13 protein-coding genes and 1 pseudogene are annotated in these 14,878 nt (G+C 72.1%); 8 read left to right on the top strand and 6 right to left on the bottom strand.

Going from position 1 to position 14,878, the window contains the following annotated elements; all coding sequences use genetic code 11:
• The first annotated feature begins 856 nt into the window (after positions 1-856).
• Complete coding sequence (locus tag AB0K00_RS14925; RefSeq protein WP_363521031.1) at positions 857-1,318, top strand: pentapeptide repeat-containing protein; 462 nt, start codon at positions 857-859, stop codon at positions 1,316-1,318.
• Positions 1,319-1,917: 599 nt separating this feature from the next.
• Here AB0K00_RS14925 and AB0K00_RS14920 read toward each other — a convergent pair.
• Together AB0K00_RS14920 and AB0K00_RS14915 are read right to left on the bottom strand one after the other, a co-directional pair.
• Positions 1,918-2,976: pseudogene (locus AB0K00_RS14920) on the bottom strand (Hsp70 family protein); the annotation flags it as partial.
• Positions 2,977-3,062: 86 nt separating this feature from the next.
• The gene (locus AB0K00_RS14915; RefSeq protein WP_363520572.1) at positions 3,063-3,686 is read right to left on the bottom strand and encodes a helix-turn-helix domain-containing protein; all 624 of its coding nucleotides are present in this window, start codon (positions 3,684-3,686) and stop codon (positions 3,063-3,065) included.
• A 61-nt stretch (positions 3,687-3,747) separates the two neighbouring features.
• On the opposite strand from AB0K00_RS14915, the gene AB0K00_RS14910 reads away from it, so the two are divergent.
• Positions 3,748-5,199 carry an MFS transporter gene (locus AB0K00_RS14910; RefSeq protein WP_363520569.1) on the top strand — a complete coding sequence of 484 codons (1,452 nt, stop codon included), beginning with the start codon at positions 3,748-3,750 and terminating at the stop codon, positions 5,197-5,199.
• Between the two features lie 62 nt (positions 5,200-5,261).
• Entirely contained in the window at positions 5,262-5,798 is a 537-nt protein-coding gene (locus tag AB0K00_RS14905; protein WP_363520566.1) for a hypothetical protein, read from the top strand.
• An 11-nt stretch (positions 5,799-5,809) separates the two neighbouring features.
• Here AB0K00_RS14905 and AB0K00_RS14900 read toward each other — a convergent pair whose 3' ends face one another.
• Positions 5,810-6,343: a hypothetical protein gene (locus AB0K00_RS14900; RefSeq protein ID WP_363520564.1), complete on the bottom strand. Its 534-nt coding sequence runs from the start codon at positions 6,341-6,343 to the stop codon at positions 5,810-5,812.
• 264 nt (positions 6,344-6,607) lie between these two features.
• On the opposite strand from AB0K00_RS14900, the gene AB0K00_RS14895 reads away from it, so the two are divergent.
• A complete protein-coding gene (locus tag AB0K00_RS14895; RefSeq protein WP_363520562.1) occupies positions 6,608-7,993 on the top strand; it encodes a discoidin domain-containing protein in 1,386 nt (461 codons plus the stop codon).
• 58 nt (positions 7,994-8,051) lie between these two features.
• Here AB0K00_RS14895 and AB0K00_RS14890 read toward each other — a convergent pair whose 3' ends face one another.
• Together AB0K00_RS14890 and AB0K00_RS14885 are read right to left on the bottom strand one after the other, a co-directional pair.
• On the bottom strand, positions 8,052-8,687 hold the full coding sequence (locus AB0K00_RS14890) for an SRPBCC family protein (protein WP_363520560.1): 636 nt from the start codon (positions 8,685-8,687) through the stop codon (positions 8,052-8,054).
• A 14-nt stretch (positions 8,688-8,701) separates the two neighbouring features.
• Complete coding sequence (locus AB0K00_RS14885; protein ID WP_363520558.1) at positions 8,702-9,028, bottom strand: metalloregulator ArsR/SmtB family transcription factor; 327 nt, start codon at positions 9,026-9,028, stop codon at positions 8,702-8,704.
• A gap of 137 nt (positions 9,029-9,165) precedes the next feature.
• Between AB0K00_RS14885 and AB0K00_RS14880 the strand changes: the two genes are divergently transcribed.
• Positions 9,166-9,489, top strand: coding sequence for a hypothetical protein (locus AB0K00_RS14880; RefSeq protein ID WP_363520555.1), 324 nt, complete (start codon positions 9,166-9,168; stop codon positions 9,487-9,489).
• A gap of 1 nt (position 9,490) precedes the next feature.
• Here AB0K00_RS14880 and AB0K00_RS14875 read toward each other — a convergent pair whose 3' ends face one another.
• The gene (locus tag AB0K00_RS14875) at positions 9,491-11,440 is read right to left on the bottom strand and encodes a glycogen debranching N-terminal domain-containing protein (protein ID WP_363520553.1); all 1,950 of its coding nucleotides are present in this window, start codon (positions 11,438-11,440) and stop codon (positions 9,491-9,493) included.
• A gap of 120 nt (positions 11,441-11,560) precedes the next feature.
• Between AB0K00_RS14875 and AB0K00_RS14870 the strand changes: the two genes are divergently transcribed.
• From AB0K00_RS14870 to AB0K00_RS14860, 3 genes are all read left to right on the top strand, one after another.
• On the top strand, positions 11,561-12,553 hold the full coding sequence (locus tag AB0K00_RS14870) for a LacI family DNA-binding transcriptional regulator (RefSeq protein WP_363520550.1): 993 nt from the start codon (positions 11,561-11,563) through the stop codon (positions 12,551-12,553).
• A gap of 29 nt (positions 12,554-12,582) precedes the next feature.
• Entirely contained in the window at positions 12,583-13,806 is a 1,224-nt protein-coding gene (locus AB0K00_RS14865) for an extracellular solute-binding protein (protein WP_363520547.1), read from the top strand.
• Between the two features lie 63 nt (positions 13,807-13,869).
• Positions 13,870-14,877, top strand: a complete 1,008-nt coding sequence (locus AB0K00_RS14860) for a sugar ABC transporter permease (protein ID WP_363520545.1) — start codon at positions 13,870-13,872, stop codon at positions 14,875-14,877.
• Position 14,878: the final 1 nt, after the last annotated feature.

Genomic DNA, 14,878 nt, shown 5'->3' with positions numbered 1-14,878 from the left:
CGCCGCACCCGCGCTGCGCCTGGACACCAGCAGCAACAGCCCACCCAGCAGCACCGCGAACACGGCGAAGGTCAGGAACATCCTGGCGATGTAGTGCGGGTCCACCACGTACGACCACTGCTCGAGCTGCACGTACAGGACGAACACGAACCCGGCCGCGGTGATGCCGGCGGCCCCGAGCGCGACGGCGGCCGGTCCCTTCGGCAGCCCGGCATGCGGCCGCTCGGCGTCGCGGCCGGCGCGCAGCCGGACCACCAGCAGCACGACGGCCGCCACGAGCAGCGCCGCCATGAGCGATGCCGGCAGCACCTCCATGCCGGCGGAGCGGCCACCGATGCCGGCGCCCGCCATCCACAGCAGCGCGCCGCCGATCCAGGCGCCGACGGTCCAGCCGGCCCAGTCCCGCGAGCCGGCCGTCGTGTAGACGACGACGGTGCCGACGCCCAGTGCCAGCCCGACCCGCGCCAGCTGGGCCGACGCGACCACATCCACGTAGCCGGAGGTCAGCCACAGCATCGCGGCGAGTGACGTCCAGAGGGCGACGGCGGCGAGCCCGAGCGGCAGCGGCCCTCGCACGGTGCGGGCCCGCAGCGCCGCCTGGCAGACCAGCCAGACGACCGCGAGCAGCGCGAGGACCTGCAGCGCGAGCATCGGCGTCATCATCGGGTACTCGTCGGTCCAGTCGGAGTACCGCGCGATGAGACCGAGGTCGCCGACGATCGGCAGGATCGCCCACGGGGTGAACCCGGCGATGACGGCGAGCACCGGGCGGGGCTTGGCCGGGCGGGCGATCAGCCAGCCGCCGAGGGCTCCGAGCACGGCGAGGGCGAGGTAGTCGAAGACCGGTTCGAACCCCATGTGCAGGACGAGCGAGGACGCTCTATTGTCCTGGAACAGGAGCGCGAACCGTAGCAGTGCCGTGGCCACCACGGCGATGCCGATGCCGCGGACGGCGGCGGCGGAGCCCGGCGCCGCGGGAAGGGCACCCGACGCGGCGGGCGGTGCGGCGACGAGCGGTGCCGCCGGCGGCCACCCGGTGTCCGGCGCGGCAACCAGTGGCGCCGTCGGTGGCCACGCGGTGTCCGGCGCGGCACTCACCGGCGCGGTGTTCATCGGCGCGGCACTCATCGGCGCGGCGCTCATCGGGGCAGCGCTCACCGGCGCGGCGGCGAACTGTCCGGCGACCGGCGACACCGGGGCGGCGCTCACCGGAGCCGACATGGGAGCGGCGCTCATGCCTGGCGACACCGGGGCGGCGCTCACCGGCGACATGGGAGAGGCGCTCACCGGAGGCGACATAGGAGCGGCGCTCATCTGAGGCGGCATCGGAGCGGCGTTCACTGGAGGCGACATCGGGGCGGCACTCAGCTGCGTGGCCGCATACTGCCCGGCGGACGGCGAGAGGGGGACGGCGCCCGGGGAGACCGGCGCGGCGCTCACCGGGCCGGCGGCGAACGGCTCGGCGGGCGTCTGCTCCCACGGCGACGGCGGCACCGGCTGCTCAAACGTCGACGGCACGTCCGGGGACGGCACCGTGTACACCGGCGCCTGACCCGCCCACGCGTCCGGCGCCCCCGGGGTGGCGGGCGCCACGCCGGCGACCGGTGGCACCGGCACCGCCGCGACCGCCGACACCGCGGCCGACACCGAAGGCGCAACCGGCGACACCGCGGCCGCGACCGGCGAGGTCTGCGGCGCAGCCGGCGACACCGAAGACGCGACCGGCGACGCCGCCGCCGACGCCGAAGGCGGAACCGGCGGCACCGCGGCCGCGGCGGGCGACACCTGCGGCGCGGCTGGCGACACTGCGGCCGGCCCGGAGAACGACATCGACGGCGACACCGGCGCGGCCGGCGACACGGGGGCCGGCGCGGCAGGGCGAGCGGGTGCGCCGGTCGTCGAGGCGATCAGGCTCCCACCCGCGACGATCAGCTCAGGCTGCTCGATGATCGTCGGTGCGATGCCGAGGGCCCGGTGCAGCATGGTCGCGGCGAGCGGGATCCGGCTCGAACCGCCGACCAGGAACACCCCGGCGATCCGGGAAGCGTCGACCTGCGCGGCCCGGATCGCGGCGGCCGTCGCGGCGACGGTGCGGTCCAGCAGCGGCCGGGCGAGGTGCTCCAGCTGCTCCCGGCCGAGCAGCGCGTCCGCCTCGACCAGCGGCAGGAAGATCGACGTCGACGAGGAGCGGGAGAGCATCTCCTTGCCGGTGCGGACGTCGTCCCAGAGGTGCCGGGAGGCCCGCCGGTCCGCCGGGGTCTCCGGATGGGTCAGGCGCCGCCACAGCTCGCCGTTGGACACGCCGTAGGTCGCGCCGAAATACGCCATGACGGAGTTGTCGATGTCGAGGCCGCCGGCGTCGCGCAGGCCCTCCTCCGCGAGCACGGTGAACCCGTCCGCGGTCCGGCCGACGACCGACGCGTCGAACGTACCGGCGCCGAAGTCGTACACCACCACGCACTGGCCGACGGGCACGGCGTGGCCGAGGGTGTCGACGAAGTACGCGGCGGCGGCCACCGGCTCGGCCACCATGACCGGCTCCGCCATGCCGGCCGCCCGGGCGGCCTCCTGCAGCACGGAGCGCCGCCGGGGCCCCCACGACGCCGGGTAGGTCAGGGTGACCTCGCCGACCGGGGCGCCGGTGACCCGCTCCGCCTCGGTGTTGACCCGGTGCAGCACCGCCCCGATGAGCGTGGTGACCGGCAGCTCGGCGGGGCCGAGCAGGACCGAACCGTCGTCGATGCGCAGCTTCGGGTTGGGTTCGAAGGCGTCGGGGTGGACCCGGCCGGCGTGGATCGCGTCCCGGCCGACCAGGAAGGTGGCCTCAGACGACCGCCAGTCCACGCACACCGCCGACGGCAGGATGGGCGTCTCACCGAACAACAGGGGCCGGACCTGACCATCCGGCTGGCCGACGACGGCGACGGTGCTCGACGTGCCGAAGTCGACGCCGAGCCGCACCCGATCTGCGCGCATGCGGACCACCGTAATGCCCGGCCCAGCACCGGTCACCGTACGAACAGTCACCGATACCTTGCGACGGGCCGAGGGCGCCGACCGCTTCACAGCCCGGCGAGGCCGTGCTCCAGCAGGTCGAAGGCGCGGTTGGTGGCGGTGACCGCGTCCGGGTAGATCTCGTCGGTGGTGCGGCCCTCGAACAGCTGCTCCACGTTGGTCCGCATCAGGGTGGAGCGCACCGCCATGATCTGTCCGGCGGCGACGCGCGCGGTCAGTTCGTCGGTCTCCTGCCGCAGCGCCGCGGTGATGGCCTCCTCGCTGCGGTGGAAGAACATCCGCGCGCGGGGCTGCAGCGCCGGGGTGCGCAGCATGAGCAGCTGCAGGGCCCGGATCTGCGGCAGTTCGTTGAGGCCGGACACCGGGTCGCGGTTGGCGAGCAGCTCCAGGAAGTGCTCGCGCAGCGCGGCGACCACGCCGGTGCCGGGCGGCCGGGTCAGGATCACCCGCGCGAAGTCCTCGATGTGCTCCTCCATCGGGCCGAACACGAGGTCTTCCTTGGTCGCGTAGTAGTTGAAGACGGTCATCTTCGACACGTTGGCGGCCGCGGCGATCTCGGCGATCGAGACCTGGTCGTAGCCGCGTTCGTCGAACAGGCGCACCGCCGCCTGCCACAGGACGCGACGCGTCTCCAGCTTCTTGCGCTCCCGGAGGCCCGGACCGTCGACCATGCGCTAACCGTACCAGATATAAATATTGACTCGTCATAACTTTTGATTCAGCATAAGCCCCATGACTGCTGTGCAGAAGCGGCTGAGCGTCCTTGCCTGCCTGGTGACGATCGTGCTGGCGATCCTGGACCAGAACATCGTCTCGGCGGCGACGGTGCCGATCGTGCGCGACCTCGACCCTGAGCACGGCCTGGAGCTGCTGCCCTGGCTGATCACCAGCTACGCCCTCGCCGCCACGGCAGCGCTGCCGCTGTACGGGAAACTGTGCGACATCCACGGCGCCAGACGGGTCTTCATCGCCGCCGTCGGCGTCTTCCTGCTCGGCTCGGCGCTGTGCGGCACGGCGCAGACAATGGGCCAGCTCATCGCGTTCCGCGGCCTGCAGGGACTGGGCGGCGGCGGGCTGATGAGCGTCACGATGGTCGTCATCGCGCAGCTGAGCGAGCCGGGCGAGCGCGCCGGCCGCGGCGGCATGGCCGGCCTCATCGCCGGGCTCGGCATGGTCGCCGGTCCGCTGATCGGCGGGGTGCTGGTCGACTCGGGGCAGTGGCGCTGGATCTTCTACGTCAACCTGCCGCTCGGCCTCTTCGCGCTCGCCGTCGCCGGCACCGTGATGCGGCTGCCGCAGCCCGGGCGCCGGCACCGCATCGACTACCTCGGCGCCGCGCTGGTCGCCGCGGCGGCGTCGGCGCTGCTGCTGGTGGCCGAGTGGGGCGGGCACCGGTTCGCCTGGGCGTCCGCACCCGTCGTCGGCCTCGCCATCGGCGGCACGGCGCTCGTCGGCCTGTTCCTGTGGCGGCAGGCCGTGGCCGCCGAACCGGTCCTGCCGCTGTCGCTGTTCCGCAACCCGACCCTGCGCGTGGCGCTGCCCATCCAGGCGTTGCTGGGCGTGGCGATGATGGCTGCGATCGTCTACGTGATGGTGTACCTGCAGGTCGTCCGCGGGGTCACGCCGAGCGGTGCCGGGCGGTACCTGATCCCGGTGGCGGCCGGCATCGGCCTGTCGGGCCTGCTGGCGAACGCCATGCAGGGGCGCGGCTGGCCGGTGAAGGGCACCGTCCTCGTCGGCACCGCTACGGCGGCGCTCGGCCTCGGGCTGCTCAGCTTCGTGCACGTCGCGACGCCGACCTGGTACCTCCTGGTCGCCCTGTTCCTGTTCGGCGCCGGCCTGGGCCAGCTGCTCGGTCAGCTCATCCTGCTCTCGCAGCAGGCGGTCCCGGCGCACCAGCTGGGCGTCACCACCACCGCGATCCGCTTCGGGCAGAGCCTCGGCAGCGCTCTGGGCTCCGCGGTCTTCGGCACGGTCCTGCTGCGGGTCTACCTGGCGAAGGCGCCGGCCGGCACGAGCATGGGCAGCGGCGCGCCAACGGCGCCGGACGCGTTCGTCAGCGCCATCGGCACGGTGTTTCTGTGCGGCGCGGGCGTCATGGCCGTCGCGTTCGTCCTCGCGCTGCTGCTGCGCGTGCCGGCCGCCCGGACCGCCGGACAGGCGCTCGAACGGGTCCCCGCCTGAGGGGTCTTGTATGCGAAACTGTCGCGGTTTTCAGAGATCCACATCGCATGCACGGAGACACGATGACCCTGCACTACCGCCCGCCCAACTTCATCATGCTCGGGCTGTACTTCCTTGCCGGCGCGTTCGTCATCTACACCTCGCAGACCGGCTACGAACTGACCGTGCTGTTCATCCCCTTGGGCTCGACCGCTCTGCTGATCTTCGGGCTGCTGCCCATCCTGGGCGCGCTGTGGGGCGTGCGGCAGGCGCTCCGGCCGGACCCCGTGACCATCGACCAGACCGGGCTCGTGCTGCGGGTGGCCGGCATCAACCGGGTGGTTCCTTGGGCTGCGATCGCCGCGGTCTTCCTCGAGCCGCACGTCAACCCCGGCAACGACACGCGCACCCACCGCCTCGTCATCGTGCCGGCGCCCGGCGTCGACCTGGGCACCGCGGCGAACTACCAGAACAAGGCCGACGGCCGGCCGTCGATCATCCTGGTGGCGCTGGACGACCTCCGTGAGTCCTACGCCGAGGTGACCCAGGCCCTGGCCACGTACGCCGGCCCGCGGCTCGCGGCGCAGGTGAGCAACCCGGAGCCGGGCCCGTCAGTCTGAGCGCCCGCCGGTCACGGCGCCGTCAGCGTGGTGATCAGCTCCGGGAGCTCCTGGTGCCAGCACGGTTCGCCCGTGCTGGCACGCACCCGGGAGAAGCTGACGTAGGCGCCGTGCGGCGGCTTCAGCTCCAGCGTCCAGACGCCGAGCACCCGCTGGTAGCGGACCTCCCAGCCGTCGTCCCGGACGAACAGCCGGCTGCCGTTGCCGCCGGTGCTCGACGTGGACTGGGCGTTGCCGAAGCCATGCTCCGTGAGCCAGGCGGCGGTGCGTGCGACGTCGCCGGTCTCCGTGAATTCGCCGGTGCCGTTCTCCTCCAGCGCGGTGAGGCTGAAGCGCCCGTCGTCGTCGGGCCGGCCGACGATGACTTCGATCGTGGCGTCGTCGTCGAATCGCAGCGTGAACGCCGGATCGAGGTCGTGCGTCTGCCGTAGGTCCTCGAGGTGGGTCACGTCGCGCAGCCGACCGGCCCGCACGTCCTCGACGACGACGGGGAACGGGCCGAGCGCGAACGACCCGTTGGCCCACCACTCCAGGTCCGCCTCCACGCAGCCAGTATGCCGCCGCGCGGCCCCGCCGGGTACCCGCCCGGCCCGCGCGCCGCACGGCCACCGTCCGGGAAAACGCTCTCCTCGCCCTCTCCAGCACTTGACGGCACCAGGGCGGGCCTTGGTAGCTTGAGTGAGAGAGCGCTCTCCGCCCCGCTACATCGACTCGCGTGCATGCCGCCCGTCGATGCTCATCAGCGCCTGTCCCGCCGGACCCCGCCAACTCCGATGCGGCCGGACAGTCGCTCGCGACTGAGGAGAACCATGCACACCCCCGATCAGCAAGATCCACAGCCCCCGAGCCGGATCAGGTTCCGGTCCGCCGCCATCGCCGCCGCTGCCACGGTGGCCCTGGTGGGCATCACCGCGGTGGCGTACGCCGGCTCGTCCGGCAGCACGCTCGCCGCGGCCGCAGCGGCGCCCGCACCGCCGCCCGGCTTCACCCTGACCTGGAGCGACGAGTTCAACGGGGCCGCCAACACCGGCGTGAACACCGGCGTGTGGAAGTACGACACCGGGCCGGGCAGCAGCTTCGGCACCGGCGAGATCGAGACGATGACGAACAGCACCGCCAACGTCTTCCACGACGGCAACGGGCACCTCGTCCTGCGGGCGCTGCACTCCGGCACCGCCCCGCGGACCGGTTGGACGTCCGGACGGATCGAGACCCAGGCCGCCACGTTCGGCGCGAACGCCGGCGAAGTGGTGCGCATGGAGTCCTCGATCCAGCAGCCGAACGTCACGACCGCCAACGGGGCCGGATACTGGCCGGCGTTCTGGATGCTCGGCTCGACGCTGCGCACCGGGACCCCGTGGCCGACCAGCGGCGAGGTCGACATCCTCGAAGACATCAACGGGCGCAGCTCCACGTTCGGGACGCTGCACTGCGGCACGAACCCCGGCGGCCCGTGCAACGAGTCGACCGGCCTCGGCAGCGGCGAACGGCCGTGCCCCGGCTGCCAGACCGGCTACCACACCTATGCGGTGGAGATCGACCGGTCCAAGTCGCCGGAGGAGATCCGCTGGTACCTGGACGGCGCGAACTACTTCACGCTGCCCGCGACCCGGGTGGACGCGACGACGTGGAACAACGCCGTACACCACCCGTTCTTCATCATCTACGACCTGGCGATCGGCGGCGGCTTCCCCGACGCGTTCGGCGGCGGCCCCAACGCCAGCACCATCTCCGGCGGCCAGATGAACATCGACTGGGTGGCCGTCTACAACAAGAAGGGCGGCGGCACCACCACGACCCCGCCCACCGGCACGAACCTCACCCAGGGCAAGCCGACCACCGCGTCGTCCACGGAGAACGGGGGCACCGCGGCCGCGAACGCCACCGACGGCAACACCGGCACCCGCTGGTCCAGCGCCTTCAGTGACCCGCAGTGGCTGCGCGTCGACCTCGGCGCGACCCGCACCATCAACCGGGTCACGCTGAACTGGGAGGCCGCCTACGCCAGGGCCTTCCAGATCCAGACCTCCAATGACGGCACGAACTGGACCAACATCTACAGCACCACCACCGGCACCGGAGGCGTGCAGAACCTGACGGTCTCCGGATCCGGCCGGTACATCCGGGTGAACGGCACCCAGCGGGCCACCCAGTACGGGTACTCGCTCTGGGAGTTCCAGGCGTTCGGCAGCTGAGCAGGACAGGGGCGCCGGGCCGACCGGCCCGGCGCCCTTCCGGCGCACCCACCCAGCATCAAGGGGCGTAGTGCTGCACGCCGAACGCGATCGCCGCCGCGATGTCGTCGTCGCCGATCCCCCAGGCCTGCTGGACCACCGCGCCCCAGGCGTGGCAGCTGCGGGTGGCGAAGTCCTTCACCTCGGGCGCGTCCTCCCAGGTGGCGGGGTCCAGCTCGGCGCCGTGCAGGTGCCGGTCCAGGCCGAGCAGGCTGAGGTCCCAGCCGCCGCCGATGCCGATCGTGCCGCCGGCCCCGTAGGTGCGCAGGAGCTCGTCGACGACCTCGGCGGGCGAGGAGTGCTCCAGCTCCAGCACCGTGTCGCCGTCGGGCCCGGGCGCGAGCCGCAGCTCGACCTCGGTGTCCATGCCCCCACCGAAGGACCAGGTCACCGCGAGCAGGTGCGGCGCCTCGCAGCGCACGATCCGGCCGCCGGCGTTGTCCTTGATCTGGTACGTGCCGCCCAAGCGCAGGTCGCCATCGACCTGACCGAGCCACCGGCCGAGCCGCTCGGGGTCCGTGCAGGCGTCCCACACGTCCTCGACGGCAGCGTCGTACGTGCGGCGCAGCAGCAGCGAACGGCCCTCGCCGGTGCTGACCGGGTGGTTGCCGACCTCCCGGTGGATGGCGTTGATCTGGTTCACGATGTCGATCACGACGAAGTCCTTCCTCAGAGTCGTTTGCGCTTGCCACGGGCGAGCTCGGTGCCGAGCGCGTCCAGGCGCTGCACCCAGAACCCGCGGAAGCGCTCCAGCCAGGCGTCGACCTCTTGCAGCGGCGCGGCGTCGACGGCATACAGGCGCCGGGTGCCGTCGGCCCGCACGGTCGCGAACCCCGACTCCCGCAGCACCTTCAGGTGTTGCGACACCGCCGGCTGCGAGATCCCGAACTCCGCCCGCACGGCGTCGCTGACCGCGCCGGCGGGCTGTTCCCCGTCGGCGAGCAGCTCCAGAATCCGGCGCCGCACCGGGTCGCCAAGCACGTCGAACGCATGCACGACCCGACAATGTCACCCGGGTCTTATATAAGTCAAGACTGAAATAGCGTATCGGTCCGCGTCACCCACGCGGGTTCGTCCGACCCGACCCTCCCGGCGCTGGCACGGGCACACCACCCCGACCGAAGTGCGTCGATGTGGTCCGCACGGTCAGGCGCCTGGCGTCCTGCACGACGGACAGCCTCGGCTACTGCACGGTGCCGCACGGACTCGGCCGCACGCCGGCCGCGGTGCTCGCCACCGTGAGCTCCCCCAACAGCGGCCCGAGGATCGCCTCGCAGATCGACACCGACCAGTTCACGGCCGGCACGTTCCGGGTCCGGGTGGGCACGCCGACGGGCGACGCGTTCTCGTCCGGCGCGGTGACGTTCTCCTACGCGGCATTCGTCGGCGCCGCGCCCGTGCCGAGCCCGATATCCTCCGCGAGCGCGAGCCCCGAGGCGTCTCCCGCCAGCACCTGACCTACCCGGCGCGGCTGCCGTCGGCCATCAGGTAGGCGAGACCGTCAGGTCCACTGTGGACAGTGACGCGCCCGTCGGTGGAGACGCTCACGTCGAGGTCGCCGCCGGCGACCCTCAAACCGCTCACGCGGAAGGCGCCCACCGGTGACGGCATGAGCGGCTCGAAGGTGATCCGGCCGGCCGGCACGTCGACGTCGAGGCCGAGCAGCGCGGTCAGCAGCGCCGGGCCGACCGCCGCGGCCCAGGCCTGCGGCCGGCAGGAGGCGGGATAGGGCGTCGGGCCGTCGTCGCCGGCGAACAGCTCCGGCAGCCGGAAGTCGAACCGTGCGGCCGCGTCCAGCAGCGCCCGGATCACCGCGGACGCCTCCTGCCGGTGCCCGTCGCGGACCAGGCCGAGCAGCGCGATCGCGGTGTCGTGCGGCCAGACGGAGCCGAGGTGGTAGGACAGGACGTTGTATCCGGCCGACGACGGCGCGATGGTCCGGATGCCGAACGGTGACCGCAGCCCGGCCACGTGCCCGGCGACCTGCGCGCTCTCCGCCGGCGAGAGCAGGCCCGTGCCGAGCAGGTGGCCGATGTTCGAGGTGATGCTGTCGACCTGCTCGCCGTCGCCGTCGAGCGCGACCGCAGGGTAGCCGCCGGGGCACCAGAACGCGGAGCGGAACCGCGCCGCGAGCCCGTCCGCCCAGCCGCGCCAATCAACGGCGGCCGCACGGCCGAAGGACGAGAGCAGCCAGGCGCCGTCCACGGCGGCGCGGTAGGCGTACGCCTGGACCTCACACAACGCCAACGGACCCTTCGCGATGCGTCCGTCGGCGTGCTGCACGCCGTCGCCCGAGTCCTTCCAGCCGTGGTTGGCGAGGCCCTTCGTGTTGGACTGGTAGGCGATGAAGCCGTCGTGGCGGGCGAGCCACCCGAGGGCGCGCTCGACGTTGGGCAGCAGCGCTTCGAGCTGCGCGGCCGGCATGCCCCAGCGGTACGCGTCGGCGGCGGTGCTGACGAACAGCGCCGTGGCGTCGACGGTGCCGTAGTAGACCGGCGGGAGCCAGTGCGCGGCGTCGGCGGGGCGCACCTCGTGCAGGATCTTGCCGGGCTCCTCGTCGGTGTCGGGGTCGTGGTTGACGCCCTGGCGGCGGGCGAGGGCGCGTAGGGTCCCGGCGGCGACGTCGGTGCCGAGCGGCAGGGCCAGCCGCGCCGCCCACAGCGAGTCGCGGCCGAACAGGGTGAGATACCAGGGGCTGCCGGCCGCGTAGTAGACGTCCTCGCCGTCGCTGTGGCGCAGCGCGTCGAGGTCCTCCACGCCGGTGCGCACGAGGCCGTCGAGGCGCCGGTCGTCGGCGGTGACCCGCAGCCGGCTGCCCTCCAGGACCTGCGTGATCGGCGCGGCGTCGGTACGGGTGAAGCGCAACTCCAGTGTCCAGCTCGATCGGGGCTCGACGGTGACCCGCCACCGCAGCGGCCCGGCATCCGGCGCCGGGGTTGCCTCGACGGCGACGCGCATCCCGGCCTCCTCAAGGACGCCAGTCAGGTCCACTGTGGACTCTTCGAGGATGCCGTCCTTGACCGCGCCCATGGTGGCGAAGTCGGTGCCGGCGGCCACCGCGACGTCGACGGTGAGTGTCACGTGGGACACGTTGGCCAGGGTGAGCGTCTCGGTCCCGCCGCGCGGGCCGGTGACCCGGTGGCGTTCGAGCGTGACCGTCGGGTCGGGGCCGTCGTCGCCGAGGCCGGGCAGCACCGCGGTGAACCGCGCCGACGCGGCGCCGGTCCGCAGGACCTGGACCGGGACCGGTTCGGCGCCGTCGACGGTGACGACCAGCCGGGACAGCACCCGGCGATCATCGACGTAGAGGCCGTCCGCGCCGCCGCGGAGCTGGCCCGACGGGCCGGAGAGCCAGGTGGCCGGTGCGGCGACACACGTCACGTGCTCGTGCAGATAGGGCTGCGCCATGTGGTCCTCTTGACAAGCCGTTGGTGGAGTGAGACTGTCCGGACATCCATGTTGAACGTTCAAACCGACAATCCGCAACACCTGATTTGAACGTTCAACACTTTTATCCGGGAGGACCGCATGCATCCGCCGACCGTCGAGGACGTGGCACTGGCCGCCGGCGTGTCCCGGCAGACCGTGTCCAACGTGCTCAACGCACCCCAGCGGGTGCGGCCGGAGACGCGGGCCCGGGTGGAGGCGGCGATCGCGCAGCTCGGCTACCGGCCCAACCGGGTCGCGCAGTCCCTGCGGGCCGCCACCTCCCGCATGATCGGCTACCGGATCGAGCCGATGCACCCGCACGCGCTCGGCAGCATCCACGACCGGTTCCTGCACGCCCTCGCCGAGGCCGGGCGGGCCGCCGACCATCACCTGCTCCTGTTCACCGCCGACGGTGCGAGCGACGAGGTCGCCAACGTCATCGCCCTGCACCGGGCCGGCGCCATCGACGGCGTGGTGCTCTACGGCATCCAGTTCGACGACCCGCGACCCCCCGGCCTGCGGGAGGCCCGCATCCCGTTCGCCGCGTTCGGACGGACCGGCGCCGACGCGGGGCACCCGTGGGTCGACATCGACAACGCCGCCGGCACCTCCGCGGCGGTGGAGCACCTGGTGGCCAACGGTCACCGGCGCATCGCGTTCGTCGGCTACCCCGAAGGCGCGGCGGTCGGCGACCGGCGCGCCGAAGGGTGGCACACCACCCTCGACAAGCACGGCCTGCTCGACGGCTCCCGCGACCTCGACCTGCGCGGCGAGGACTCCCTCGCCACCGGGTCGCGGCTCGCGGAGGCCCTGCTCGATCATCCCATCCCACCCACCGCCGTCGTCGCCGCCACCGACACGCTCGCCGCGGGCGTGCTGCGCACCGTGCGGCAGCGACACGCGCAGCTCGCCGTCGTCGGCTTCGACGACACCCCGACCGCGGGCGCGCTCGACCTGTCCAGTGTCCGGCAGCCGATCGAGGCCGTCGGGCACGCGATGATCCGTGCCCTGCTGGGCCCGGTCACGGGCGAGCCGACCGGGCAATTGCTGGCACCCGAGCTGATCGTCCGGGCGTCCAGCGCACCGCATTGAGTTACTCCGACCCCCTGGGAGCGACCGCCATGATACGAACACCCCGCCTGCTCACTGTCCTGTTCTCGGCCCTGCTGCTCACCGCCGCCTGCGGCGACGACGGCGGCGGCTCGAGCACCGAAGGCAACGCCACCGGCGCCAAGCTGACCATGTTCGCGTTCTCCTCCTCCCCCGCCGAGGACGCCGTGCTGCGCAAGGCCGTCGAGGACTACAACAAACAGGGCCGCAACACCGTCGACCTGAAGGTGCTGCCCGAATACGACACGGCCCTCACCACCGCGCTCGCCGGTGGCGAACCGCCGGACGTCTTCTACGTCAACGACAACAAGCTGCCCGACTTCGGCAAGAACGGCGTCCTGGAGCCGATCGGCGACAAGGTCGACAACCCCGGCGACTTCTACGAGACGCTCAAGCAGTCCTTCACCTACAAGGGCACCTACTACTGCGCGCCGAAGGACTTCTCGACGCTGCAGCTGGTCTACAACACCGCCGACTTCACCGCCGCCGGCCTGCAGCCGCCGAAGACCTGGGACGAGCTGACCGCGGCGGCCAAGGCACTGACCAAGCCCGGCCACCCCGGGCTGGTCATCGCGCCGGAGTTCTACCGGTGGGGCGCGTTCATGGCGCAGGCCGGCGCCTGGCCGACGAACGACGACGTCACCAAGATGACGATGGACACCGCCGAGATGCGCACCGCCCTGCAGTACGTGACCGACAACCACAAGGCCGGCTGGTTCGGCACCCCGGCGTCCGTCGGCGCCGGCTGGGGTGGCGAGGCGTTCGGCAAGGCCTCCACGTCCATGACGATCGAGGGCAACTGGATCGTCGGGGCGATGAAGAACGACTTCCCGAACACGAAGTACGCCGTCGCCGAACTGCCCGCCGGACCCAAGGGCAAGGGCACGATGTCGTTCTCCGTCTGCTACGGCGTGGCCAAGGCGGCGAAGAACAAGGCCGCCGCGCTCGACTTCGTCAAGTTCCTCACCTCACCCGACGAGCAGTTCGCCGTGACCAAGGAGTTCCCGGTCATGCCGTCGCGCAAGTCCCTCGCGGACAAGTGGCTCGCCGACAAGCCGGAGCTCAAGGCGTTCGTCGCCGGCGGTGACTACGCGAAGAAGTCCGTGTTCGTGCCCGGTTTCAGCACCGCGATCGACACGTTCAACGACGGGATCCAGGGCCTCGCCAAGGGCAACAAGCAGGTCGGCGACGTCATCACCAGCACGCAGAAAGCCGGGACCGACATCCTCGGCTGATCCTCTCGACCGGGGCCGCCGCCGTCCCCCCGCGGTGGCGGCCCCTCCCCCTGGGAGTCCCGCATGTCACGCATTCACGGCCGGCAGGGCCTGGCCGGCTGGCTCTTCGTGTCCCCCGCGCTCATCGGCCTCGGCGTGTTCATGGTCGCGCCGATCCTCCTCGCCCTCTGGGTCAGCTTCCGCGACTGGAGCGGGCTCACCCCGCTCGGCGTCTCCGAACCGGCCGGCACCGCCAACTACGCGGACCTGCTGACCGACCCCGGCGTCGTGCGCGGCGACTTCGCCAAGAGCCTGCGCAACAACCTGTACTACGTGCTCGGCGTGGTCCCGGCGCAGACGTTCCTGGCGTTCCTGCTCGCGCTCGTCGTCAACGCCCGGCTGCTCAAGGGCCGCACGTTCTTCCGCACCGCGTTCTACTTCCCGTCCGTGACGAGCTCGATCGCGGTGGCGTTCATCTTCATCTTCCTGTTCAGCCCGTCCGGCGTGGTCAACACCGTGCTGTCGGCGGTGCTGCCCGGCAAGGTCGACCTGGTCTGGCTCGACGACTCCGACGGGCTGCTGCACCTGCTGCTGCGCGCCGTCGGCGTCGACGCCCCGCCGGGCGCGCTGCGCGGCGAGTTCATGGACCTGTCGTGGTGGGACTGGCTGTCCGGCCCCAGCGTCGCGCTCAGCTCCGTGATGATCCTCGCCACCTGGACCACCACCGGCACCTTCATGCTCATGTTCCTCGCCGGGCTGCAGAACGTCCCGGAGGAGCTCGACGAGGCCGCCTCCATCGACGGCGCCTCGGCCCGGCAGCGCTTCTTCCGCATCACGCTGCCGCTGCTCAAGCCGACGCTGTTCCTGGTGCTGACCCTCGGCATCATCGGCACCTGGCAGGTCTTCGACCAGGTCTACGCCATGACGTCGGGCGGCCCGCAGAAGTCCACCCTCACCCCGGCGTACCTGATCTACCGCGAAGGCTTCCAGAACAGTGCGATGGGCCGCGCCGCCGCCATCGCCTTCATCGTGCTCGTCATCATCCTGATCTTCACCGGCGTGCAGCGCTTCGTGCTGCGGAAGGAGCGCTGAC

Origin of the sequence: Dactylosporangium sp. NPDC049525 (genome assembly GCF_040676755.1) — a bacterium.
Classification (GTDB): Bacteria; Actinomycetota; Actinomycetes; order Mycobacteriales; family Micromonosporaceae; genus Dactylosporangium.
This window is presented reverse-complemented; position numbering and strand designations above follow the sequence as displayed.

Bases quoted from the DNA above. Each gene is read 5' to 3' on its own strand.
- AB0K00_RS14925 (WP_363521031.1), top strand. From the start codon at position 857: ATGTGCAGGACGAGCGAGGACGCTCTATTGTCCTGGAACAGGAGCGCG.
- AB0K00_RS14865 (WP_363520547.1), top strand. From the start codon at position 12,583: ATGATACGAACACCCCGCCTGCTCACTGTCCTGTTCTCGGCCCTGCTG.
- AB0K00_RS14910 (WP_363520569.1), top strand. From the start codon at position 3,748: ATGACTGCTGTGCAGAAGCGGCTGAGCGTCCTTGCCTGCCTGGTGACG.
- AB0K00_RS14895 (WP_363520562.1), top strand. From the start codon at position 6,608: ATGCACACCCCCGATCAGCAAGATCCACAGCCCCCGAGCCGGATCAGG.
- AB0K00_RS14860 (WP_363520545.1), top strand. From the start codon at position 13,870: ATGTCACGCATTCACGGCCGGCAGGGCCTGGCCGGCTGGCTCTTCGTG.
- AB0K00_RS14870 (WP_363520550.1), top strand. From the start codon at position 11,561: ATGCATCCGCCGACCGTCGAGGACGTGGCACTGGCCGCCGGCGTGTCC.
- AB0K00_RS14915 (WP_363520572.1), bottom strand. From the start codon at position 3,686: ATGGTCGACGGTCCGGGCCTCCGGGAGCGCAAGAAGCTGGAGACGCGT.
- AB0K00_RS14905 (WP_363520566.1), top strand. From the start codon at position 5,262: ATGACCCTGCACTACCGCCCGCCCAACTTCATCATGCTCGGGCTGTAC.
- AB0K00_RS14875 (WP_363520553.1), bottom strand. From the start codon at position 11,440: ATGGCGCAGCCCTATCTGCACGAGCACGTGACGTGTGTCGCCGCACCG.